The organism is Klebsiella sp. 7-CIP_Kleb., from assembly GCF_050378655.1.
Taxonomy (GTDB): domain Bacteria; phylum Pseudomonadota; class Gammaproteobacteria; order Enterobacterales; family Enterobacteriaceae; genus Klebsiella; species Klebsiella quasipneumoniae.
Map to the genome: position 1 here is coordinate 499619 of NZ_JBNRLJ010000002.1, position 21849 is coordinate 521467.

22 protein-coding genes are annotated in these 21849 nt (G+C 58.2%); 12 read left to right on the forward strand and 10 right to left on the reverse strand.

Going from position 1 to position 21849, the window contains the following annotated elements; genetic code table 11:
* Nucleotides 1–38: 38 nt before the first annotated feature.
* Both ACQUTI_RS09995 and mntR read right to left on the reverse strand, forming a co-directional pair.
* On the reverse strand, nucleotides 39–1151 hold the full coding sequence (locus ACQUTI_RS09995; protein ID WP_048323481.1) for an anion transporter: 1113 nt from the start codon (nucleotides 1149–1151) through the stop codon (nucleotides 39–41).
* Nucleotides 1148–1621: a manganese-binding transcriptional regulator MntR gene (mntR, locus tag ACQUTI_RS10000; protein ID WP_004886216.1), complete on the reverse strand. Its 474-nt coding sequence runs from the start codon at nucleotides 1619–1621 to the stop codon at nucleotides 1148–1150. Before mntR ends, ACQUTI_RS09995 begins: the two co-directional genes overlap by 4 nt.
* A 185-nt stretch (nucleotides 1622–1806) precedes the next feature.
* Between mntR and mntS the strand changes: the two genes are divergently transcribed.
* Both mntS and ACQUTI_RS10010 read left to right on the forward strand, forming a co-directional pair.
* Complete coding sequence (gene mntS, locus ACQUTI_RS10005) at nucleotides 1807–1932, forward strand: manganase accumulation protein MntS (RefSeq protein WP_004886214.1); 126 nt, start codon at nucleotides 1807–1809, stop codon at nucleotides 1930–1932.
* Nucleotides 1933–2200: 268 nt separating this feature from the next.
* On the forward strand, nucleotides 2201–3781 hold the full coding sequence (locus tag ACQUTI_RS10010; RefSeq protein ID WP_428923254.1) for a phosphoethanolamine transferase: 1581 nt from the start codon (nucleotides 2201–2203) through the stop codon (nucleotides 3779–3781).
* A 96-nt stretch (nucleotides 3782–3877) separates the two neighbouring features.
* On the opposite strand, the gene ompX is transcribed toward ACQUTI_RS10010, so the two are convergent.
* On the reverse strand, nucleotides 3878–4390 hold the full coding sequence (gene ompX / locus ACQUTI_RS10015; protein ID WP_004886207.1) for an outer membrane protein OmpX: 513 nt from the start codon (nucleotides 4388–4390) through the stop codon (nucleotides 3878–3880).
* A 351-nt stretch (nucleotides 4391–4741) separates the two neighbouring features.
* On the opposite strand from ompX, the gene rhtA reads away from it, so the two are divergent.
* The 6 genes from rhtA to ybiO all read left to right on the forward strand — a co-directional run bounded on the left by rhtA (nucleotide 4742) and on the right by ybiO (nucleotide 11342).
* Complete coding sequence (gene rhtA / locus ACQUTI_RS10020) at nucleotides 4742–5629, forward strand: threonine/homoserine exporter RhtA (protein WP_004886203.1); 888 nt, start codon at nucleotides 4742–4744, stop codon at nucleotides 5627–5629.
* 237 nt (nucleotides 5630–5866) lie between these two features.
* A complete protein-coding gene (gene dps / locus ACQUTI_RS10025) occupies nucleotides 5867–6370 on the forward strand; it encodes a DNA starvation/stationary phase protection protein Dps (protein ID WP_004886200.1) in 504 nt (167 codons plus the stop codon).
* Nucleotides 6371–6785: 415 nt separating this feature from the next.
* Entirely contained in the window at nucleotides 6786–7532 is a 747-nt protein-coding gene (gene glnH / locus ACQUTI_RS10030; protein WP_004886198.1) for a glutamine ABC transporter substrate-binding protein GlnH, read from the forward strand.
* Nucleotides 7533–7657: 125 nt separating this feature from the next.
* Nucleotides 7658–8317, forward strand: coding sequence for a glutamine ABC transporter permease GlnP (glnP, locus tag ACQUTI_RS10035; RefSeq protein ID WP_002895837.1), 660 nt, complete (start codon nucleotides 7658–7660; stop codon nucleotides 8315–8317).
* Nucleotides 8314–9036, forward strand: a complete 723-nt coding sequence (glnQ, locus tag ACQUTI_RS10040) for a glutamine ABC transporter ATP-binding protein GlnQ (protein ID WP_004212183.1) — start codon at nucleotides 8314–8316, stop codon at nucleotides 9034–9036. Before glnP ends, glnQ begins: the two co-directional genes overlap by 4 nt.
* 110 nt (nucleotides 9037–9146) lie before the next feature.
* Complete coding sequence (gene ybiO, locus ACQUTI_RS10045) at nucleotides 9147–11342, forward strand: mechanosensitive channel protein (RefSeq protein WP_004886194.1); 2196 nt, start codon at nucleotides 9147–9149, stop codon at nucleotides 11340–11342.
* Here the strand turns inward: ybiO and rlmF are convergent, their stop codons facing one another.
* Nucleotides 11343–12257 carry a 23S rRNA (adenine(1618)-N(6))-methyltransferase RlmF gene (rlmF, locus tag ACQUTI_RS10050; RefSeq protein WP_122542916.1) on the reverse strand — a complete coding sequence of 305 codons (915 nt, stop codon included), beginning with the start codon at nucleotides 12255–12257 and terminating at the stop codon, nucleotides 11343–11345.
* A 96-nt stretch (nucleotides 12258–12353) separates the two neighbouring features.
* On the opposite strand from rlmF, the gene ACQUTI_RS10055 reads away from it, so the two are divergent.
* The 4 genes from ACQUTI_RS10055 (at nucleotide 12354) to ybiJ (ending at nucleotide 14202) form a co-directional block, all read left to right on the forward strand.
* The gene (locus tag ACQUTI_RS10055) at nucleotides 12354–12968 is read left to right on the forward strand and encodes a flavin reductase family protein (protein ID WP_122542918.1); all 615 of its coding nucleotides are present in this window, start codon (nucleotides 12354–12356) and stop codon (nucleotides 12966–12968) included.
* Between the two features lie 140 nt (nucleotides 12969–13108).
* A complete protein-coding gene (locus tag ACQUTI_RS10060; protein ID WP_023320022.1) occupies nucleotides 13109–13369 on the forward strand; it encodes a DUF1471 domain-containing protein in 261 nt (86 codons plus the stop codon).
* 20 nt (nucleotides 13370–13389) lie between these two features.
* Nucleotides 13390–13656: a DksA/TraR family C4-type zinc finger protein gene (locus ACQUTI_RS10065; RefSeq protein WP_002895824.1), complete on the forward strand. Its 267-nt coding sequence runs from the start codon at nucleotides 13390–13392 to the stop codon at nucleotides 13654–13656.
* 285 nt (nucleotides 13657–13941) lie between these two features.
* Nucleotides 13942–14202 (forward strand): DUF1471 family protein YbiJ, encoded by a 261-nt coding sequence (gene ybiJ / locus ACQUTI_RS10070; RefSeq protein ID WP_004176772.1) that lies wholly within the window; start codon nucleotides 13942–13944, stop codon nucleotides 14200–14202.
* A gap of 108 nt (nucleotides 14203–14310) precedes the next feature.
* On the opposite strand, the gene ybiB is transcribed toward ybiJ, so the two are convergent.
* The 6 genes from ybiB to ACQUTI_RS10100 form a co-directional block, all read right to left on the reverse strand.
* On the reverse strand, nucleotides 14311–15276 hold the full coding sequence (gene ybiB, locus ACQUTI_RS10075) for a DNA-binding protein YbiB (protein ID WP_428923255.1): 966 nt from the start codon (nucleotides 15274–15276) through the stop codon (nucleotides 14311–14313).
* 27 nt (nucleotides 15277–15303) lie between these two features.
* On the reverse strand, nucleotides 15304–17460 hold the full coding sequence (dinG, locus tag ACQUTI_RS10080; protein ID WP_428923256.1) for an ATP-dependent DNA helicase DinG: 2157 nt from the start codon (nucleotides 17458–17460) through the stop codon (nucleotides 15304–15306).
* A 192-nt stretch (nucleotides 17461–17652) separates the two neighbouring features.
* Entirely contained in the window at nucleotides 17653–19008 is a 1356-nt protein-coding gene (gene rhlE / locus ACQUTI_RS10085) for an ATP-dependent RNA helicase RhlE (RefSeq protein ID WP_004886179.1), read from the reverse strand.
* Between the two features lie 215 nt (nucleotides 19009–19223).
* Nucleotides 19224–20216, reverse strand: coding sequence for a transketolase family protein (locus ACQUTI_RS10090; protein ID WP_122542922.1), 993 nt, complete (start codon nucleotides 20214–20216; stop codon nucleotides 19224–19226).
* Nucleotides 20216–21061: a transketolase gene (locus tag ACQUTI_RS10095; protein WP_017900161.1), complete on the reverse strand. Its 846-nt coding sequence runs from the start codon at nucleotides 21059–21061 to the stop codon at nucleotides 20216–20218. Before ACQUTI_RS10095 ends, ACQUTI_RS10090 begins: the two co-directional genes overlap by 1 nt.
* 13 nt (nucleotides 21062–21074) lie before the next feature.
* The gene (locus ACQUTI_RS10100; RefSeq protein WP_428923257.1) at nucleotides 21075–21824 is read right to left on the reverse strand and encodes an SDR family NAD(P)-dependent oxidoreductase; all 750 of its coding nucleotides are present in this window, start codon (nucleotides 21822–21824) and stop codon (nucleotides 21075–21077) included.
* Between the last annotated feature and the right edge of the window lie 25 nt (nucleotides 21825–21849).

The window sequence follows — 21849 nt, forward strand, 5'->3', positions numbered from 1 at the left end:
TGTCGAACGGCGTGGAGGGCGGCGTACCGCTGCGGAAATCAGGCGCAGAGTTTGAAGAGCCAATAGCCGGTAAGGGCCGCCCACAGCAGCATGGGAATGGAGTAGAGATGGAAACGCCACCAGATCCGCCGATCGCCTGCCATGCGCAGCGCGATGATATTGGCCAGCGAGCCCGGCAGCAGACCAAAGCCGCCCACGTTAACCGCCCAGGCGAGGAGGATCGACGGCGGGACATAGTTGAGCAGCAGAATGGTCGAGGGCACATTGCTGATCACCTGCGACAGGCCGATGGCGGTCAGCCACAGTCCACCGCCGGAGAGCGTCCCGACCCCGCTCAGCACCTGGTGCAGCGCCGGAAGCTGGGTCAGCAGATGGACGTCGATAAACATCACCATAAACACCAGCAGTAGCGACCAGTCTACATGGACGATCACCGCCCGGGCCAGTATCAGGAAGCCCAGCAGCACCAGCGCCAGCCCCCACAGCGCCTGATTCATCTCCAGCGCGGCCAGGAACACCAGATACAATCCCAGACAGCTCCAGACCAGCTTTGGCTGCCACGATGGCGCCTTATCGCTACTCTGGTAGTTGAGCCGGTTTGCCGGGAAACAGAACCAGCACAGCGCCAGCAGGGTCAGCATCATTGCCGCCGCCAGCGGTAGCATCTGGCCGATGAATCCAGGGAAAGAGAGACCGGAGCGTCCCCACAGTAAGATATTCTGCGGGTTGCCGATCGGCGTCAGCAGCGACCCGGCGTTCACCGCCAGCGCTTCGAAAATAATCAGCCGGTTCACCGGGATGGCGCACCACTTCTTCAGCGTCAGGGTCAGGGGCACCACGATAAACAGCGCGACGTCGTTGGTGAGGAAGGTGGATAGCAGCGCCGCCGCCAGCACCATAAACATAGCCAGCTGGCGTTCGGTGACAAAGCGGCGGGCCATTTTACGCCCCAGCACGTCAAAATAACCGCTCAGTTCAATCCCCTTGGTCAACAGCATCAGGCCGCTGAGGGTGATGATAGTATGCCAGTCAATGGCCGCCGGCCAGCTTGCCGGGACAAACGGCACCATCACGCTGAGTACGCAGGCGATAATCAGTAGCAGATGGAGAAAACGGTCGCGCAGCAGCGACTGGACGAAGGGAAGAGTCATGCTTCCTGAGATCCCTGTGTTTGGGTAAATTTCAGGAACATCGCCAGCGTCTCCTCGCTCACGTGATGCTCCATTCCCTCCGCATCGCGGCGGGCAATCTCCGGGCTGACGCCGATAGCCAGCAGGAAGTTCTCCACGATTTGATGGCGCTCGCGGCTCTCCTGGGCCAGCTTCTCACCCTCCGCCGTTAAGAATATGCCGCGCCACGGGATCTGTTCGATAAGGCCGACGCTGGCCAGCCGTTTGAGCATCTTGGCGACGGTGGGCTGCGAGACCCCCAGCCGGGCGGCCATATCCACCTGACGCGCCTCGCCCACCTCGCGGATGAGATCGGAAATCAGTTCAACATAGTCGTCAATCAGCTCGCGTCGATGCGCTTCCCGCACCTGACGGAACCCTTCAACGTGCTCTTCAACATTTACTAACTGCGTCACTTTTTTTGTTATTGGCTTACCTGCGCGACGGTTCATTGTGCTTCCTCATTCGTGTGACGCGTCAAGCATCATATAAAAAGATCCACATTGTAATGGATTGCGCCAAGAGCACAAAAATTTAACGTTTTAGCCATAGCTATAAAATATAGCCTGTGCTATATCTGTATATAATGCAAACATCCATCAGGGAATGATGGAGCGAACAGGCAGGAGGAGAGCAGATGAATGAATTCAAGAGGTGCTTAAACGTGTTTAGTCATTCCCCCTTTAAAGTACGCTTAATGCTGCTCGGTATGCTGTGCGAGATGATCAACGGTAAACCGCAGCAGGACAAACCCCATTCCTGAGGCGGCGTCGCGGTACGCCGCTTCATTTTTCTGTCATCATCCGCCGCTAAACTGACCGGTTTATCCCGTTTCCCCCACCTTTTTTCAAGTTTTGTAAGCGCCCTCGCAAAACAATCTGTTATGTCTGGTTGACCTTACCATTTACAAGCCCTATCTTTGCACAGCCCTGCCACATTCGCGGCTCGCAGAGACCCTCTTCACGCACTGTCCAGCAGGTTTTACCCCTTGAAGCCAGGGGATGCGCATGGCCTCTTTTTGATTGTTTACTATGAATGTCACCACCCTGAAAGATACGCTGGTCGCCCGCCGACTGGCACTGAACCCATGGACAGGATTCTACTTTTTACAATCGCTGTTGATTAACCTGGCGCTGGGCTATGAATTTAGCCTGCTCTATACCGTGGCATTTACCTGCGTGTTACATCTTCTGTGGCGCGCCTTTCCGCGCGTGCAGAAAGGGGTGGTCGGCGCCTATTCTCTGCTGGCGGCCCTCTACTACCCCTTTGGCCAGGCTTACGGCGCGCCCAACTTCAATACCCTGCTGGCGCTGCACGCCACCAACGTGGAAGAGTCCACGGAAATTCTCACCATCTTCCCGTGGTACAACTATCTGCTGGCGGTATTTATCTTCGCGCTGGGGATCATTGCGGTCCGCCGCAGGATCGTCGAGCAGACCCGCTGGGGAAAAATGGAGACCCTGGGACTGCTGTTCAGCATCGGGATCTTTTTTCTCCAGCCGGTGCAAAATCTCGCCTGGGGCGGGGTATTCAAGGTGATCGATACCGGTTACCCGGCCTTCCGTTTTGTCAAAGACGTGGTGGTGAATAATAACGAGGTGCTGGACGAGCAGGCGCGGATGGCGCAGCTGGCCGGCATGAAAGACAGCTGGCACGTGCTGGCGGTGAACCCGAAGTACCATCTCTATGTGGTGGTGATCGGTGAAAGCGCCCGCCGCGACGCCCTCGGCGCCTTCGGCGGCCACTGGGATAACACGCCGTTTGCCAGTTCGGTGAACGGGTATCTGTTTAACAACTACGTCGCCGCCAGCGGCTCGACGCAAAAATCCCTCGGCCTGACGCTTAACCGGGTGGTCGATGGCAAACCGCAGTTTCAGGATAACTTTGTCACCCTCGCCAACCGCGCCGGTTTCCAGACCTGGTGGTTCTCCAATCAGGGACAGATCGGCGAGTACGACACCGCTATCGCCAGTATCGCCAAACGGGCGGACGAAGTGCAGTTCCTGAAAAACGGCGATTTCGAAGCCAATAAAAACACCCAGGACGAGCAGTTACTCAAGTTGACCGAGCAGGTGCTCTCCACCCAGCGCACCCAGCCGCAGCTGATTGTTCTGCACCTGATGGGCTCGCACCCGCAGGCCTGCGACCGGACCAAAGGCAAATACACGGTTTTCGTCCAGTCGAAAGAGACCTCCTGCTATCTCTACAGCATGACGCAAACCGATACCCTGCTGGCTAAGCTCTACAGTCAGTTGCAAAATTCCGGCGCCACCTTTTCCCTGACCTACTTTTCCGATCATGGTCTGGCGTTCAAGGAGCGAGGCAAAGAGGTGCAGTATCTGGCGCACGACGATAAGTTCCAGCAGAACTTCCAGGTGCCGTTTATGGTGCTCTCCAGCGATGACAAAGCGCATAAAGTGATTAAGGCGCAGCGCTCGGCGAATGATTTCCTCAGTTTCTTCTCGCAATGGACCGGAATCAAGGCGGCGGAAATCGCCCCGCGCTATCGGTTTATCTCTGAGCAGAAGGCCGGCCCGGTGTATATCACCAACTTCCAGCTGCAGAAGGTAGACTATTCACACCTCGGCAGCGATGAGTTCACCATCAACTAAAACGACGCGATCAGCGCCGGCCAGCCGGCCGGGCTGGCGATCGCCAGGCAAAAAAAATCCGCCCCGGGAGGCGGATTTTTTATATCACCGGAGTGATTAGAAGCGGTAACCCACGCCAGCAATCCAGGTGCCGACGTCAACGTTACGAATACGAGACTGCTCGTAGGAGAAGTCCAGGGCAACGTTTTCGATCGGGTTGAACTGCAGACCAGCACCGTAGGAGAAACCGTAGTCGCTCATATCGGATTTATTAGGGAAGTTGTTGTTCTGGAATTTACCGTAACCAACACCCACTACGCCGTAGATGCTTGCCCAGTCGTTCAGACGGTAAGCCGGACCTGCGGTGATGCCGTAGTACTGACCTTTGTTGTAAGTACCGTTGCTGTTGTTATCCTTCTCGGTGTAGGTGAAGGAACCGATAACACCCAGCGGGTTGTTATCTTGCTCGTAACGGTATTTCAGGTTGAAACCGCCAGCTTTGTTCGCTTTACCCTGCATGTCGCTCTGCGCGTAACCGCCGGTTACAGTAGAAGTTGCAGCAAATGCAGTGGTACCTACGGATGCAGCCAGAACAACGGCCAGTGCTGAAAGACGTGCAATTTTATTCATAACCACCTCAAATGTGTTTCTAATAAGTCCTAAGCCTTAAATATATCAAAAACTTTTGGGAAACTCTTTGGAGTTTACATTGTCTAACATACTTTTTCATGTAACCAAAAGTTTCCATATTTCTATAACAATATGGAAAACAACAGTTTTTGGCGTTAACTTACAGTTTAACGCTCATTAAGAAATTCGCAAGCATCCAGATTAATCCTAATCACTTGGTGAATTTCTCAGCAACGTTCGCCATTGTACTGTTTTTGCCCCTGTTTTTTTCAACATTAGCTCAACCGCCAGCAGCTAATTCCAGTACACTGGAACTTTTACCCCTTTTGACAAAAACTGACAGGAGAAAGGATGCCCGGTCCATCCCGAAAAGCGGCGGCATGGTTGCCGATAGTGGTGATTTTAATCGCTATGACCTCGATTCAGAGCGGCGCATCGCTCGCCAAATCGCTGTTCCCGGTGGTCGGCGCCCCGGGGGTTACCGCCCTGCGCCTGGCGCTCGGGACGCTGATCCTGGTGGTGGTGTTCAAGCCCTGGCGGCTGCGTTTCTCTCCGGCCCAGCGCGTGCCGCTGCTGCTGTACGGCCTGGCGCTCGGGGCGATGAACTATCTGTTTTATTTATCCCTGCAGCGTATTCCGCTCGGCGTGGCGGTAGCCCTCGAGTTTACCGGCCCGCTGGCGGTGGCGCTTTTCGGCTCGCGCCGCCCGCTGGATTTTGTCTGGGTGGCGCTGGCGATCCTCGGGCTGTGGTATCTCCTGCCGCTGGGCCAGAACGTGGCGCAGGTAGATTTAACCGGCGCGCTGTTCGCTCTCGGCGCCGGAGCCTGTTGGGCGGTCTATATTCTGACCGGCCAGCGCGCGGGCGAGGAGCATGGTCCAGCCACGGTGGCGATGGGGTCGCTTATCGCCTCGCTGGTCTTTGTCCCGTTAGGCATGGCGCAAGCTACCGATACGCTGTGGCAATGGTCGCTGCTGCCCCTGGGGCTGGGGATTGCCATTCTCTCCACTGCCCTCCCCTACTCCCTGGAGATGATGGCCCTGACGCGCCTGCCGACACGCACCTTCGGCACGCTGATGAGCCTCGAGCCGGCGCTAGCCGCCCTGTCCGGTATGGTCTTCCTCGGCGAAACCCTGAATCTCTCCCAGACCCTGGCGCTGGGCGCTATTATCATCGCCTCAATGGGCGCCACGCTGACCATGCAGCGGCAGAGCAAAATTAAGCAAGTCGATATCAATTAACATTCTGTTACGGCGGCGGCCCGCGCGAGTTACGGGCCCGCCAGCCTCCGCTAACCTTCTGACTTAGCTTGCTTTTTCAAATAGCCAACCACTTTACGCTATTGGAGTAATATGGCCTGCCGATGCCTCATACTTTAAAACCCTTGCTATACTTAGTCCCGAAGTTACCTGGGACAACGCTCCACATCATTCAGCTTTGAAATGTGACGAGCATCAATATCAAGAGGATATGAAACGATGAGTACCGCTAAACTGGTTAAATCAAAAGCATCTAATCTGGTCTATACCCGCAACGATGTCGCTGACAGCGAAAAGAAAGCGACCATTGAGCTGTTGAATCGCCAGGTGATCCAGTTCATTGACCTGTCCCTTATCACCAAGCAGGCACACTGGAATATGCGCGGTGCGAACTTTATCGCCGTGCACGAAATGCTGGATGGCTTCCGTACCGCGCTCACTGAGCATCTGGATACCATGGCGGAGCGCGCCGTACAGCTGGGCGGCGTCGCCCTGGGCACCACTCAGGTGATCAACAGCAAAACCCCGCTGCAGAGCTATCCGCTGGATATCCATCATGTTCAGGATCACCTGAAAGCGCTGGCGGACCGTTACGCGGTAGTGGCGAACGATGTGCGCAAAGCGATCGGTGAAGCCAAAGACGAAGATACCGCAGATATCTTCACCGCCGCTTCCCGCGACCTGGATAAATTCCTGTGGTTTATTGAAGCGAACATCGAGTAAGGCTTTGCCGTCGGCCGCAGCGCGGTCGACGGCGCCTTTGCTTTTCCATCCCAACCCTTGCTGTTTTTCCCCTCCGCCTTTCCCTCACCCGCTGTCCTTGCACCATTTCAGGGCGTCAAATTGATGAAAATGCGCACAAAAGTAAAACAATTGTAATAATCACCTCACACAATCGTTACACCGAGATTGTTTTCCCATCAGGGTTTGCGCTAAAAATGGGCTCGTTATTCAGCGACCTCAGGATGCACCAAAATAACGCCCCGTTATGGTGCACTCTTTGCCTGAAATGATCGATATTGTGCAGCGGCTACCGCTTCGTTTGTTTAAAAACAACAGGTTGTAAAAGTGGCACGATTTTTTCATTAGGCTAGTCGTTCTCGCAGGGGATCGTCCCGTGGATATAAAAGGAAATGCTATGAAGTCTGTATTTAAAGTTTCACTGGCTGCACTGACCCTGGCTTTTGCGGTTTCTTCCCATGCCGCCAATAAGACCCTGGTTGTCGCCACCGATACGGCGTTCGTCCCGTTCGAATTTAAGCAAGGCGATAAGTATGTGGGTTTTGACGTTGACCTGTGGGCGGCCATCGCCAAAGAGCTGAAGCTCGACTACACCCTGAAGCCGATGGACTTCAGCGGTATTATCCCGGCGCTGCAAACCAAAAATATCGATCTGGCGTTGGCGGGGATCACCATTACCGACGAGCGTAAAAAAGCCATCGACTTCTCTGACGGCTACTACAAAAGCGGCCTGCTGGTGATGGTCAACGCCAATAATAACGACATCAAAGATGTGAAAGATCTGAACGGCAAAGTGGTTGCGGTGAAGAGCGGCACCGGCTCCGTTGACTACGCAAAAGCCAATATCAAAACCAAAGATCTGCGTCAGTTCCCGAACATCGATAACGCCTATATGGAGCTGGGTACCGGCCGCGCGGATGCCGTGCTGCACGATACGCCGAATATTCTGTACTTCATCAAAACCGCGGGCAACGGCAAGTTCAAAGCGGTAGGTGAATCACTGGAAGCGCAAAACTACGGTATCGCCTTCCCGAAAGGCAGCGACGAGCTGCGTGAGAAAGTGAACGGTGCGCTGAAAACGCTGCGCGAGAACGGCACCTACAACGAAATTTATAAAAAATGGTTCGGCACTGAACCAAAATAATAAAAATGTCCTTCGCCGGGCGCAGGCCCGGCGACATCACAACGGTCTTCCGGCACAGACGCTGCGGGAGACCGTATTTTGGCGGAGGCTTTCCTCTGCTCTCGACACGGTAACAGGAACGTATTATGCAGTTTGACTGGAGTGCCATCTGGCCCGCCATTCCGATTTTGCTGGAAGGCGCCAAAATGACGCTGTGGATTTCCGTCCTCGGCCTGGCCGGCGGCCTGATCATCGGTCTGGTGGCCGGTTTCGCCCGCTGCTTCGGCGGCTGGATCGCCAACCACATCGCGCTGGTCTTTATTGAAATCATTCGCGGCACCCCGATTGTGGTGCAGGTTATGTTCATCTACTTTGCGCTGCCGATGGCCTTTAGCGATCTGCGCATTGACCCCTTCTCCGCGGCGGTAGTGACCATCATGATTAACTCGGGCGCCTATATCGCGGAAATTACCCGCGGCGCGGTGCTCTCCATTCATAAAGGCTTCCGCGAAGCGGGCCTGGCGCTCGGCCTGTCGCGTCGCGAAACCATTCGCCACGTGATCCTGCCGCTGGCGCTGCGCCGCATGCTGCCGCCGCTGGGCAACCAGTGGATCATCAGCATCAAGGATACCTCGCTGTTCATCGTCATCGGCGTCGCCGAACTGACCCGTCAGGGACAGGAGATCATCGCCGGCAACTTCCGCGCGCTGGAAATCTGGAGCGCCGTTGCCGTGATCTACCTGATCATCACCCTGGTCCTGAGCTTTATTCTGCGTCGTCTTGAAAGAAGGATGAAAATCCTGTGATTGAATTTAAAAACGTCTCCAAGCACTTTGGCCCGACCCAGGTGCTGCACGATATCTCTCTGAAAATCAATCAGGGTGAAGTGGTGGTCATCATCGGCCCGTCCGGCTCCGGTAAATCGACGATGCTGCGCTGTATCAATAAACTGGAAGAGATCACCAGCGGCGATCTGATTGTCGATGGCCTGAAGGTCAACGATCCAAAGGTGGACGAACGTCTGATTCGTCAGGAAGCCGGAATGGTGTTCCAGCAGTTTTACCTGTTCCCGCACCTGACGGCGCTGGAAAACGTGATGTTTGGCCCGCTGCGGGTACGCGGCGCCAGCAAACAGGCAGCGGAGAAGCTGGCGAAAGATCTGCTGGCGAAAGTCGGTCTGGCTGAGCGCGCGCATCACTATCCGTCTGAACTCTCCGGCGGCCAGCAGCAGCGTGTGGCCATCGCCCGCGCGCTGGCGGTGAAGCCGAAGATGATGCTGTTTGATGAGCCCACCTCCGCGCTCGACCCGGAACTGCGCCATGAAGTGCTCAAGGTGATGCAGGATCTGGCGGAAGAGGGTATGACGATGGTGATTGTGACCCACGAAATCGGCTTTGCCGAAAAAGTGGCCTCGCGACTGATCTTTATCGACAAAGGACGAATTGCCGAAGACGGCAATCCACAGGAGTTGGTGAACAACCCGCCAAGCCCGCGTCTGCGCGAATTCCTGCAGCACGTCGCCTGACCCACAACGGCTCTCTCCCTCGCGGAGAGAGCCGCTTTCCAGATTCCTCTTCCCTCCCCTTCCGCAAGCGGCTTCTATACTTACCCGTTTACGTTGCAACGGAGGTGCCCATGCCGTGGATCCTGCTTTTGCTCGCTGCGCTGTTTACTGCCCCGCTTTCCGCCGCCGCCCTGCCCGGCGTGCCGACCGCTAACGCCGATAAAACCAGCGCCAGCGAACCCGATGTAGAACAGAAAAGAGCGGCCTATGCCGCGCTGGCCGACGTGCTGGCCAACGACGCCGCCCGCCAGGAGCTCATTGACCAGCTGCGTAAAGCGGCCGCCACGCCGCCGCCCGACAGCACCCCGACGCTGACGCCGCCGGCGGTGAAAGAAGAGACCACCGTGCTGGAGAACGTCACGCAGATCAGCCGGGAATATGGCGATGAGCTCTCATCGCGCTTTTCCCAGCTGTGGCGCAATATTACCGGCTCGCCGCATAAGCCCTTTAATCCACAAACCTTTACCAGCGCCGCCTGGCATTTTTTACTGCTGGCCGGGCTGGTGTTTGCCTTCTGGTGGCTGGTACGCCTCGCGGCTCTGCCGCTGTATCGTAAAATGGGCGAATGGGGACGGCATAAAAACCGCGATCGCGGAAACTGGCTCCAGCTGCCGTTGACCATCGCCGGGGCGTTTATTATCGATCTGCTGCTGCTGGCGCTGACCCTGTTTGTCGGTCAGCTGTTGAGCGATCGTCTGGATGGCAACAACCCCACTATCGCCTTTCAGCAGAGCCTTTTCCTCAACGCCTTCGCGCTGATCGAGTTCTTTAAAGCCATCCTGCGGCTCATTTTCTGCCCGCGCATTCCAGCGCTCAGGCCCTTTAACCTCAGCGACGAGGCCGCCTCCTACTGGAGTCTGCGCCTGAGCGCCCTCAGCAGCCTGATCGGCTACGGCCTGATCGTCGCGGTGCCGATTATCTCTAACCAGGTGAATGTTCAGGTCGGCGCGCTGGCTAACGTCATCATCATGCTGTGCATTACGCTGTGGGCGCTGTATCTGATTTTTCATAACAAAGCGGTGATTACGCAGGGGCTGATCCATCTGGCTGACCGCTCGCTCTCCTTTTTTAGCCTGTTTATCCGCGCCTTCGCCCTGATCTGGCACTGGCTGGCCTGCGCCTACTTTGTGGTGCTCTTCTTCTTTTCCCTATTCGACCCAGGCAACAGCCTGAAATTTATGATGGGCGCCACCCTGCGCAGCCTGGCGATTATCGGCGGCGCGGCGCTGGTGTCCGGCATCCTGTCGCGCTGGATAGCCAAAACCATCACTCTCTCCCCTGCCACCCAGCGCAACTATCCTGAGCTGCAAAAGCGGCTGAACGGCTGGATCTCCGCCTCGCTGAAGGCAGCGCGCATTCTCACCGTCTGTGTTGCCATAATGCTGCTCCTGAGCGCCTGGGGGCTGTTTGACTTCCGCGAATGGCTGCACAACGATGCCGGGCAAAAAACGGTGGATGTGCTGATCCGTATCGCTCTTATCCTCTTCTTCTCCGCTATCGGCTGGACGGTGCTGGCCAGCCTGATCGAAAACCGTCTGGCCTCGGATATCCATGGCCGTCCGCTGCCCAGCGCGCGGGCCCGTACGCTGCTAACCCTGTTTCGCAACGCGCTGGCGGTGGTGATCAGCACCATCACGGTGATGATTTTACTCTCGGAGATTGGGGTCAATATCGCGCCGCTGCTGGCGGGCGCCGGGGCGTTAGGGCTGGCCATCTCGTTTGGCGCGCAAACCCTGGTTAAAGACATTATCACCGGCATTTTTATCCAGTTTGAGAACGGGATGAATACCGGCGACCTGGTCACCATCGGGCCTTTGACCGGCACGGTGGAACGGATGTCGATTCGCTCAGTGGGAGTGCGCCAGGATACCGGCGCCTATCACATTATTCCCTGGTCCTCGATCACCACCTTTGCCAACTTCGTGCGCGGCATTGGCTCGGTGGTGGCTAACTATGACGTCGATCGCCATGAGGATCTGGATAAAGCCAGCCAGGCGCTGAAGGCGGCAGTGGACGATCTGCTGGCCCAGGAGGAGATCCGCGGCCTGATCATTGGCGAACCGTCGTTCGCCGGGCTGGTGGGGTTGAGCAATACCGCCTTTACGCTGCGCGTCAGCTTCACCACCTTGCCGCTGAAGCAGTGGACGGTGCGCTTTGCCCTTGATACCCAGGTGAAAAAGCACTTCGACCGCGCCGGGGTTCGCGCCCCGGTACAGACCTGGCAGCAATTGCCGATGCCGGGCGCCGACAGCCCGGCCGTGGAGTAGTTAGAACGGACGGCGGCGTTTGGCGTCGTCCATAAAGCTCCAGGCGATAAAGCGGCTCTGCTTTTGCCCCTGGGCCATCTCTTTTTTCACCACTTTCACTGCCCCGACCTCGGTCAGCAGGCGGTAGAGCGGCGGCAGATTGTCGCCGCGCGACACCAGCGAGGTAAACCATTTCACCTGGCGGGAGAAGGCCTGACTTTCGCGGATCATCTGCGAGATAAAGGCCACTTCGCCCCCCTCGCACCACAGCTCCTGCTGCTGACCGCCAAAGTTAAGCCCGCTGTCGGCGCCGAGTCCGAGATTGCGGCGCTTGCGCTCGCCGCCCGCCCGGGCGCTCTCTGCGGAGTCATGGAACGGCGGATTGCACAGGGTGGCGTCATAGGTCTCGTTTTTGTGGATCACGCCGTGGAAGATGGCCTGGCTCTCTTTTTGCCGACGCAGACGGATCTGCCGGGTCAATCCCGGGTTGCCATTAACAATCGCCTGCGCGCTGGCGAAGGCTTCCGGGCTGATTTCGCTGCCGGTAAAGCGCCAGCCATATTCGTGAACGCCGATCAGGGGATAGATGAGGTTGGCGCCGGTGCCAATATCGAGGATCGTGGCTTGCTTCGGCACTTCGCCGCTGTCCCCGGCCAGCAGATCCGCCAGATGATGAATATAATCGGCCCGCCCGGGCACCGGCGGACAGAGAAAACCGTCAGGAATGTCCCAGTGTTTGACCGCGTAGAAATGCGCCAGCAGCGCTTTATTCAACGCCTTAACCGCCTGCGGATTGGCAAAATCAATGGTCTGCTCACCCCGCGGATTGAGCGTAATGTATCCCTGCAGGTCAGGATGAGCCTGGCAGAGCGCGGGCAGGTCGTAGCGTTGATGGTGGCGGTTACGCGGGTGTAACCCCGGTTTCTGGGCTTTCATGACAATCTCCTTTGAACAGCCGCGTAAGATACCCGTTGACGGCGGCGCGGTAAATAAGGGAGTCTGGATATCTCCTTTATCCGTGACAGGTGCAGCATGTACTTTTATCAACCTTCGCAGGGCCACGGCCTGCCGCATGACCCGCTGAACGCGATAATCGGGCCTCGCCCGATAGGCTGGATCGCCTCGCAGGACGCCGAGGGCCAGCATAATCTGGCGCCATACAGCTTTTTTAACTGCGTTAACTATCGCCCGCCGATCATTGGTTTCGCCAGCAGCGGCTGGAAAGACAGCGTGCGAAATATCGTCGAAACGAAGGAGTTCGTCTGGAACCTGGCGACGCGCCCGCTGGCCGAAGCGATGAACGAAACCTCCGCCTCGATCCCGCACCATGAGGACGAATTCGTGCGCGCCGGGCTCACCGCCGCCGCCAGCCGCCTGGTCAAGGCCCCCCGGGTGGCAGAGAGCCCGGTGAACTTTGAGTGCCGCCTGTCGCAATGTATCCAGCTCGCCACCGCCGACGGCAACCTTGTCGATACATGGCTGGTGCTCGGCGAAGTGGTCGCCGTGCATATTGATGAATCACTGCTGGATAACGGCATCTATCAAACCGCCCGCGCTCAGCCGATCCTGCGCGCCGGAGGTCCGAGCGCCTATTACAGTATTGATGACAGCCTGCGTTTTGACATGATCCGCCCGGACGCCCGCTAAATAATTTACCGGCCAGAGTATCGCTACCCTGCGCCGGTAGCATGCAAAACGCCTTGTTTTTGCATAAAAAATTCCCTGCTGCGCGGTCTGGAAAGGCCTACACTTAAGCTATGTCCCATGCTGTTTATGAGGATATGCTGATGAAAATCACCTCGCTGCTGTTTGCCGCTGCGCTTGCCGCTCAGGCCAACGCGGCCTCTTCCCTGCCGCTGACACCTGAACTGCCCTATGACGGGCCGCTGCGCCCTGTCGGCACCGTCTCCGCTTCCGGCGCCCGTACCCTTGACGACCTGGTGGCTGCCCTCGCGGATAAGGCCCACCGCCGGGGGGCGATAGCCTGGCGGGTCAATGCCGCCAGCAGCGGTAACCGGCTGTACGGTTCAGCTATAATTTATCAATAACCTTTTACAGGAGGCAGACGATGGCATCAGGTTGGGCAGGCGACGGCGCCGTTCAGGATCAGATCGACAGCACCATTGACGATGCGGTGGCTCGCGCCCGCCGCGAGCTTCCACGCGGCGAAAGCAACAAATTTTGTGATGAATGCGGAGAACCGATTCCGGAGGCTCGTCGACAGGCTATTCCTGGCGTCAGATACTGCGTGAAGTGCCAACAGGAGAAAGATTTACATAACAATACATTTTCAGGATATAATCGCCGTGGTTCCAAGGATAGCCAGCTACGCTGACTTTCCTTTACCGTTCATGACAGCTTTTCGCATTATCTTTTCGCGCACACTTTTTGGCGATAAATGTCGCAATATGTGCCCTTAAGCGTGCCGGTCTCCCTCGCTCCGCCATCAGACGAAAAGAATCAGAAATAATTTATTAATAATCAGTAAATTATTAGTCATTCAAAAAAATCGATGAAGACTGTGAATTTCCTTCGATTTTATCTCCCGCAAAAAAGCGTGATACTTATCACATCGACGGAACATCGTCCCCTGAACAGAACAACCTGCGAGAGATTAACTATGAAAAACATCAAATATGCTGCCGCTGCCATCGCTCTGACCGCCCTTTCCTTCGGCGCCTTTGCCGCCGAGCCGGTTACCCCCGCTCAGGCTGAAAGCATGAATAAGATCGGTGTGGTGTCTGCGCAAGGCGCAACCACATTAGATGGTCTGGAAGCGAAACTGGCTGCTAAAGCCGAAGCCGCTGGCGCAACCGGCTATAGCATCACTTCCGCTAACACCAACAACAAACTGAGCGGTACCGCGGTTATCTATAAATAATCGCAACTCAACCCTGTAAGCCACTGAATTAACCCTGAAAAGACCTTTAATACCCTTGCCTTGCCCGTCCGAGCCACCGGACGGGCTTTTTTTATCCTGCCGATCCGATCACCAGCAGTCGTTGACGCGGCTGAGACCCTCCTCCAGGGTTGAGACCTCGCCGCAGGCCAGCAGACAGCAGGCGAGCTGGATCTTCAGCGAGTGGGGTACCGGTTCGACGCCGGCGACGCAGCGCTCGATCCAGCGCGCGGTCACTTCGGGATCTTTCGAGGCCGGCAGAATAACTTCCGCCGCCGCCTCGGTCTGGCGGTCGCACAGCACCCGCACGCCCTGGTCATCAATCAGGCTGATCTGCGGGCAGCGCTGCGGGTTGGCGTACACTTCGCCTTCGGTACCGTGCATCAGCAGCGCGCGGCCACCGGTCTCGCGAAAGAAGCCCGCCACCCGGGGAACATATTCCGGATGCGACACGCTGGAGAGGCGTAGCGCCTCCCCTTCGCCAAACGGCGTGGCCAGTTTGGCCAGCGTATGGGCGCTGTTGCGTACGCCCATCCGCCAGCGCATCGCCAGCTGTTTCTCCAGCGGCGGGCAGAAGGCGCCCACCGGGATATACACCGGTTCATGCCCCTCCAGCTGCGCCTGCGCCTGACCGGCATGCCGGGTAGCCGGAATGTCCAGCAGGGTAAAAATGGTCTCGGTCAGCACCCGGGTCGGATCGTGACTGACGCCGTGAACCACGACCGGAAACCCCAGCTTATGCAGGAGCATCGCCAGCAGCGGCGTCAGGTTCGCCTGCTTGCGCGCGCCATTGTAGCTGGGGATAACGATCGGCATCGGCTTGCCTGCCGGCGGGGTCAGGCGCAGCGTATGCTGCTGCATCGCGGCGTAAAAGCCTTTCATCTCCGCTTCGCCTTCGCCTTTGATGCGCAGGGCGATTAATATTCCTCCCAGCTCCAGCTCCGGCACCTCGCCGTTCAGCATCCGCGCGTAGAGCGCACGGGCGGTCTCTTCATCCAGGTCGCGGGCATGATTCTTACCGCGGCCCACCTCTTTTATAATTTTGCTGTACTCCATGGCTCCCCCTGGTGCAACGCGCCGTCGTCAGCGACGTTTGCGGCCTGTCTGTTTTACTGGCTGTTTTGCTTTCCGTTTTACTATAACCTCCGGAACGCCCGGCTGCTCTATGGGAAAAACAGGTAACGCGTTCAGTAGACGCGCGCCGTAGTTTTTGGTCAACAGACGCTTATCGTAAATCACCACCTCTCCCCAGCAGTGATGGCTACGGATCAAACGCCCCACCTGCTGAATAAGATTAAAGGAGGCGCTGGGCAAACTCTGTACCTCGAAGGGATAACGATTGAGGCTTTTCAGCCATTCGCCTTCGGTGATCACTACCGGGCTGTCGATGGGCGGAAAGGCGATTTTATGGATATGTACCTGGCTTAACAGATCGCCCTTTAAATCGAGACCTTCGGCAAAGGACTGCAGGCCCACCAGCACGCTGCGCTCGCCGCTTTCCACCCGTTTGCGATGCAGCTCCACCAGCCGGTAGCGCGGCTGGTCGCCCTGCACCAGCAGCATCAGACGCAGGTCGGTCACATGCTCCAGGAAGCGATTCATCGCTCGCCCACTGGCAAACAGCACCAGCATCCCGAGATGCTTCTTGCTCTCCACCTGCTGGCGAAAATAGGCCGCCATCTCGGCAATGTGCTGCTCTTCGTTATCTATCAACGGTTCATAGCGCATTTGAGGAATAATAATTTTCCCCTGCTCCACGTGGTTGAACGGCGAATCCAGCGCCACGAAGCGGTCACCCGCTTTTTCCTTCAGGCCGCTCATCTCCTGCAGGCGCGAGAAGCTGTTAAGAGAGCGCAGCGTCGCTGACGTCACCACGATATGCGGCACGCTGCGCCACAGCAGCCGCTCAAGCTGATCGCTGACGCGGATGCCGACGCAGTGGAACCAGACGTGGATCTGGCCGTCTCGCACTACCCGCGTCGCCCATTTGGTCACCGGCGCGCCAGAGGACTGCGCCAGCGACGCCAGACGCCACAGCTTGCTTTGGCTTTCAAACATGCCGAGGGCGCGGTTCATCTGCAGCAGCACCCGATGCAGACGCACCACGTCATGGCCGCCGGTCTTTTCGCTGAGATCGTTAAGAAACAGCTCCGCCAGCCCGCGCAGCGTCTCGGTGAGCTTCGCCAGCCGCTGGCAGATCTCCATCACCTCCTGCGGCAGTTCGCCCATCGGGAAGCGATGCTCCGCTTCCTGACCGGCGGGCATGTAGAGATTGAGAATATTATTCAACGACGCAATCAGCTCGAACAGCTCTTCGCAATGGCCGGCGAGCCGCTCCGGATTGGCCAGCGGCGGCGTGGTTTTCGGGCGGAACTGCTCCATGCAGGTAGCCACCAGCTTGCAGAACAGATCCAGCTGCAGGCGAAACCAGGGGGCGGTGATCTCGGCGCTCATCTCCAACGCGTCGCGGGCGACGTCCGGCAGATGATGGCCTTCATCAAGGACCAGCAGCAGGTTTTTCGGCTCCGGCAGCACCGCCTCGCTCTCCATCGCCGCCATCACCAGCGCATGGTTGGCTACCACCACTTCCGCCTCCTGAATTTCCCGCCGCGCCACAAAGAACGGACACTCGCGATAATAGTGGCAGTTGCGGTTCAGGCAGCTGGCCTTATCGGTGCTCAGCCGGCTCCATAGTCCATCGTCGATGGCTTTGTCGGTATGGTCGCGCAGGCCGTCCCAGCGATAGCTGTCAAGGTCCTGCTTCAGCGTCGCGCACAGTTTCTGCTCCGCCTGGTTGTTCGGGGTGAGATCGTCGTCGAGGAAAGCCAGCAGATCCTGCTGCGTCGGCTCGGTGCTGGCCAGCGCCGCCAGGTTGCGCGGGCAGACGTAGCGTCCGCGACCAAAGGCGGCGGTGAAGCGCAGGTCGGGGATAATCTTGCGCAGCAGCGGCAGGTCTTTACTGTAGATTTGATCCTGCAGGGCGACGTTGGCGGTGCTGACCACCAGCGTTTTTTGTTCCTCACGGGCGATGGCAATGCCAGGGATAAGGTATGACAGCGTTTTACCGACGCCGGTCGGCGCTTCGATAGCCAGATGCCTGCCCTCATCCCCGGCGAGGGTTTTCGCCACATCAGCGATCATCTGCCGCTGCGGGGGGCGGGGAATAAAGTCCGGGATCTGTTCCTGAAGCGCCTTATACCAGGCGGCGATTTGCGCTTTCAGCGCAGCGGTCAAAGCCATGAGAAAACCTGAATACTGTATAAACAGCCACTATTGTGCCATTTTTACCCGTCCGGAGGTATTGCTTTCTGCTGTGTGTGGAAGCGTGCTCGACAAATAGTGTAATGGAAAGAAAAAGGCCCGCCGCCGCGTAGCGGACAGACGGGCCTGAGCCGTGCTTAACCGCGTTATCGCGGCCCGGGCATCAGCCTGTTATTCGCCAGCCGGTTTACGCGGGCGACGGCGGCGCGGCGGTTTGCCGTCCTGAGTGCGCGCTTTCGGCGCCTCGCCGTCCTGACGACGCGGGGCGCTGCTCTGGCTGCGCGGCTGTCCGCTGCGCCCCTGCCCCTGGCCGCCGCGTCCCTGACCCTGACCACGACCGCCGCCGCGCTGCTGGCGACCGTTCTGGATAGGTTCGGCTTTAATCGACGGGTCCGGCTCATAGCCGGCAATCGCGATGCGCGGAATCTCTTTTTTCAGCAGGCGCTCGATATCGCGCAGCAGCTTGTGCTCATCGACGCACACCAGCGACAAAGCTTCGCCGGTGGCCGCCGCGCGACCGGTACGCCCAATACGGTGGACATAATCTTCCGGCACGTTCGGCAGCTCGTAGTTCACCACGTGCGGCAGCTCTTCGATATCCAGTCCGCGGGCGGCGATATCGGTCGCCACCAGCACGCGAATGCCGCCGGATTTAAAGTCGGCCAGCGCGCGGGTACGCGCCCCCTGACTCTTGTTGCCATGGATCGCCGCGCTGCGGATGCCGTCTTTGTTGAGCTGCTCCGCGAGGTGGTTGGCGCCATGCTTGGTGCGGGTAAAGACCAGCACCTGCTGCCAGTTGCCTTCGCCGATAAGCTGCGACAGCAGTTCGCGCTTGCGGTTCTTATCAACAAAATGGACGTGCTGGGTGATCTGCTCGGAGGCGGTGTTGCGACGCGCCACTTCCACTTCCAGCGGGTTGTGCAGCAGTTTCTCCGCCAGGCCTTTGATCTCGTCGGAGAAGGTCGCCGAGAACAGCAGGTTCTGCCGACGCGGCGGCAGTTTAGCCAGTACGCGGCGGATGTCATGGATAAAGCCCATATCCAGCATGCGGTCCGCCTCATCCAGTACGAGGATTTCCACTTTATCGAGGCTGACGGCGTTCTGATGTTCGAGGTCCAGCAGACGGCCCGGGGTGGCGACGAGGATATCGACGCCGCCGCGCAGCTTCATCATCTGCGGGTTGATACTCACGCCGCCGAACACCACCAGCGAGCGAATATTCAGATATTTGCTGTAATCCCGCACGTTCTCGCCCACCTGCGCCGCCAGCTCGCGGGTCGGGGTCAGGATCAGCGCGCGCACCGGACGACGGCCCTTCGCGTGCGGCTCGTTCTGGATCAGGCGCTGCAGCAGCGGCAGAGTAAAGCCCGCCGTTTTACCGGTGCCGGTCTGGGCGCTGGCCATCAGGTCGCGGCCCTGCAGTACCGCCGGGATCGCCTGCTGCTGGATAGGGGTCGGCTCAACGTAGCCCTGCTCAGCGACAGCGCGCAGGATATCGGGATTCAGGCCAAGGGAATCAAAAGACATAACAACTCCGAACCGCCCCGGCCCGGTGAAGGGCGTAGTTTTCAGGGAGATTATTGCGATAAGAGATGGCAAAAACCACAATGCCATGAAGGGGCGCAGTCTAGCAGATTTTGTGACAGGCCGCATAAAATCTGTAAAAGAATGCCGCGCCTGGCTGGCGGGAGGAAGAAGGCCGCTGAGAGCGCTCAGCGGCCAGGCGCGTCGCCGCAGCGCGGTTAACGCAGACGATACTTAATCTTTTCGACGATCTTCGCGGTGGAGATGCCGTAGCGATCGTGGAGGGTCGGCAGCGCGCCGGCCAACAGAAACGCGTCAGGCAGACCAACGGTATCCATCTCGCAGCGAATCCCCTTGCGCATCAGCAGGGCGGCCACAGCCTCCCCTAACCCGCCGACAGCGGTGTGGTTTTCGGCGGTGACCACCAGCCGACCCGGCTTCGACGCCTGTTCAATAATCGCTTTTTCATCCAGCGGTTTGATGGTCGGCACGTGCAGGACCGCCACGCTGATATTATCGGCCCGCAGCTTTTCAACCGCCTCCAGGGCGCGCATGGTCATCAGCCCGGAGGAGATAATCAGCACGTCGTTGCCGTCCTCCAGCAGCTTCGCTTTGCCCAGTTCGAACTGATAGTCGTATTTATCCAGCACCAGCGGCACCTTCCCGCGCAGCAGACGCATATACACCGGCCCCTGGTGATCGGCAATGGCCGGTACCGCCTGCTCAATCTCCAGCGCATCGCAGGGATCGACGATGACCATGCCGGGGATACCGCGCATGATCGCCAGATCTTCGGTGGCCTGATGGCTGGGGCCATAGCCGGTCGTCAGGCCCGGCAGCGCCGCGCAGATCTTGACGTTCAGATGTTCTTCAGCGATCACCTGATGAATAAAATCATAGGCGCGACGGGTCGCAAAGGCGGCATAGGTGGTGGCGAAGGGAATAAATCCCTCCTTCGCCATGCCTCCCGCCGCCGCCATCAGCAGCTGCTCCGCCATTCCCATCTGGAAAAAACGATCCGGGAAGGCCTGGGCGAAAATATGCAGGTCAGTATATTTTGACAGGTCCGCGGTCATACCGACGATTTCAGGGCGCTGCGCCGCCAGTTTCGACAGCGCGACGCCAAAGGGCGCAGAGACGGTCGCCTGGCCTTCATCGGCAATCGAAGCAATCATCGCCGACGTTTTTAAACGGGGTTTACTCTGGCTCATTACAGCACTCCTTCCGGTTTGTTAGCGTCCAGCACCGCAATCGCTTTTTGCCATTCGTCGGCATCGACGCGAATAAAATGGTTCTTATCGCGGGTTTCGAGGAACGGCACCCCTTTGCCCATCAGCGTGTCGCATAAAATGACCCGCGGCTGGTTGCCGGAATAACTTTTCGCGTTGTCAAAGGCGGCCATCACCGCCGGCAGATCGTTACCGTCTACGCGCTGTACGTACCAGCCGAAGGCGGCCCATTTATCCTGCAGCGGCTCAAAGCCGAGGATCTTGCGTGAATCGCCGTCGGCCTGCTGTTTGTTGACGTCGACAAGGTTAATCAGATTGGTCAGGCCATAGTGAGCCGCCGACATCGCCGCTTCCCAGGTCGAACCTTCGTCCAGCTCCCCATCGGACATCGAGTTGTAGACCCAGGCTGTGCTCTGTTTCTGCCGCAGCCCGAGCGCCATGCCGACGGCGATAGACAGCCCCTGCCCCAGCGAGCCGCCGGACATCTCCATCCCCGGCGTGTAGGTCGCCATGCCGGACATCGGCAGGCGGCTGTCGTCGGAGCCGTAGGTTTCCAGTTCCGCTTCCGGAATAATGCCCGCCTCCAGCAGCGCGGCATAATAAGCGATAGCGTAATGGCCATGAGAAAGCAGGAAGCGATCGCGCCCCTCCCACTCAGGATCTTCCGGGCGATAGGTCATGGCGTGGCTGAAGGCGGTAGCCAGTACATCGGCATACCCCAGCGCCTGGCCAATATAGCCCTGCCCCTGCACTTCCCCCATTTGCAGGGCGTAGCGGCGGATACGCCACGCCGCCGCAGCGACTTTTTGTGATTCGGTGATCTTCATCTCTGTGCCTCGCTTAGTGAATTAACATGCCGCCGTTAACATCCAGGGTGATACCGGTGGAGTAGGAAGAGAGGTCGCTGCCGAGGAACAGCGCGGCGCGGGCGATGTCCACCGCGTCGCCGAGGCGGTTCATCGGAATGCCGGCAAGAATATTGGCCGTCATCTCGTCCGTCAGCTTGCCGGCGGTGATGTCGGTCTGAATCAGCCCTGGGGTAATGCAGTTAACGCGAACGTTATCCGGGCCAAGTTCGCGCGCCATCGCTCGCGCCAGGCCGAGCACGCCGGCTTTTGCCGCGCTGTAGTGCGGACCGCCGAAGATACCGCCGCCGCGCTGGGCGGAAACGGACGAGATGCAGACGATGCTGCCGGATTTTTGCGCCCGCATCGTGGGGATCACCGCCTGCGACATCAGCAGCGTGCCGCGCAGGCTGACATCGAGCACCGCGTCATAGTTGGCGCGTTTGATGTCCATCCGCTTCAGCGGCTGGGTGATCCCGGCGTTATTGACCAGCACATCGACCCGGCCGTATTTCGCCAAAATTTGTTCGATGGCCGCCTGCACCTGCACTTCGTCGGCGACGTTCGCCGCCAGGCCGAGATGGCCTTCGCCCAGGGCCGCCGCGGCGGTTTTACTGGCTTCGCCATTGAGGTCGATAATGACCACTTTCGCGCCGTTTTCGGCGAATAATTTCGCAGTCGCAAAACCCAAACCGCGTGCGGAGGCCGCGCCAGTAATAATGGCGACTTTATCTTTTAATAACATAGTTTCACTCCATGACATTACGTCA

Excerpts from the sequence above, each read along its gene's own strand:
- mntR (WP_004886216.1), bottom strand. The coding sequence starts at position 1,621 with ATGAACCGTCGCGCAGGTAAGCCAATAACAAAAAAAGTGACGCAGTTA.
- ompX (WP_004886207.1), bottom strand. The coding sequence starts at position 4,390 with ATGAATAAAATTGCACGTCTTTCAGCACTGGCCGTTGTTCTGGCTGCA.
- ACQUTI_RS09995 (WP_048323481.1), bottom strand. The coding sequence starts at position 1,151 with ATGACTCTTCCCTTCGTCCAGTCGCTGCTGCGCGACCGTTTTCTCCAT.
- ybiB (WP_428923255.1), bottom strand. The coding sequence starts at position 15,276 with ATGGAGTACAGCAAAATTATAAAAGAGGTGGGCCGCGGTAAGAATCAT.
- ACQUTI_RS10060 (WP_023320022.1), top strand. The coding sequence starts at position 13,109 with ATGAAAATCACCTCGCTGCTGTTTGCCGCTGCGCTTGCCGCTCAGGCC.
- ACQUTI_RS10010 (WP_428923254.1), top strand. The coding sequence starts at position 2,201 with ATGAATGTCACCACCCTGAAAGATACGCTGGTCGCCCGCCGACTGGCA.
- rhlE (WP_004886179.1), bottom strand. The coding sequence starts at position 19,008 with ATGTCTTTTGATTCCCTTGGCCTGAATCCCGATATCCTGCGCGCTGTC.
- ACQUTI_RS10090 (WP_122542922.1), bottom strand. The coding sequence starts at position 20,216 with ATGAGCCAGAGTAAACCCCGTTTAAAAACGTCGGCGATGATTGCTTCG.
- ACQUTI_RS10095 (WP_017900161.1), bottom strand. The coding sequence starts at position 21,061 with ATGAAGATCACCGAATCACAAAAAGTCGCTGCGGCGGCGTGGCGTATC.
- glnP (WP_002895837.1), top strand. The coding sequence starts at position 7,658 with ATGCAGTTTGACTGGAGTGCCATCTGGCCCGCCATTCCGATTTTGCTG.
- dps (WP_004886200.1), top strand. The coding sequence starts at position 5,867 with ATGAGTACCGCTAAACTGGTTAAATCAAAAGCATCTAATCTGGTCTAT.
- rlmF (WP_122542916.1), bottom strand. The coding sequence starts at position 12,257 with ATGAAAGCCCAGAAACCGGGGTTACACCCGCGTAACCGCCACCATCAA.
- rhtA (WP_004886203.1), top strand. The coding sequence starts at position 4,742 with ATGCCCGGTCCATCCCGAAAAGCGGCGGCATGGTTGCCGATAGTGGTG.
- ACQUTI_RS10065 (WP_002895824.1), top strand. The coding sequence starts at position 13,390 with ATGGCATCAGGTTGGGCAGGCGACGGCGCCGTTCAGGATCAGATCGAC.
- ybiJ (WP_004176772.1), top strand. The coding sequence starts at position 13,942 with ATGAAAAACATCAAATATGCTGCCGCTGCCATCGCTCTGACCGCCCTT.
- glnH (WP_004886198.1), top strand. The coding sequence starts at position 6,786 with ATGAAGTCTGTATTTAAAGTTTCACTGGCTGCACTGACCCTGGCTTTT.
- ACQUTI_RS10055 (WP_122542918.1), top strand. The coding sequence starts at position 12,354 with ATGTACTTTTATCAACCTTCGCAGGGCCACGGCCTGCCGCATGACCCG.
- dinG (WP_428923256.1), bottom strand. The coding sequence starts at position 17,460 with ATGGCTTTGACCGCTGCGCTGAAAGCGCAAATCGCCGCCTGGTATAAG.
- ybiO (WP_004886194.1), top strand. The coding sequence starts at position 9,147 with ATGCCGTGGATCCTGCTTTTGCTCGCTGCGCTGTTTACTGCCCCGCTT.
- ACQUTI_RS10100 (WP_428923257.1), bottom strand. The coding sequence starts at position 21,824 with ATGTTATTAAAAGATAAAGTCGCCATTATTACTGGCGCGGCCTCCGCA.
- mntS (WP_004886214.1), top strand. The coding sequence starts at position 1,807 with ATGAATGAATTCAAGAGGTGCTTAAACGTGTTTAGTCATTCCCCCTTT.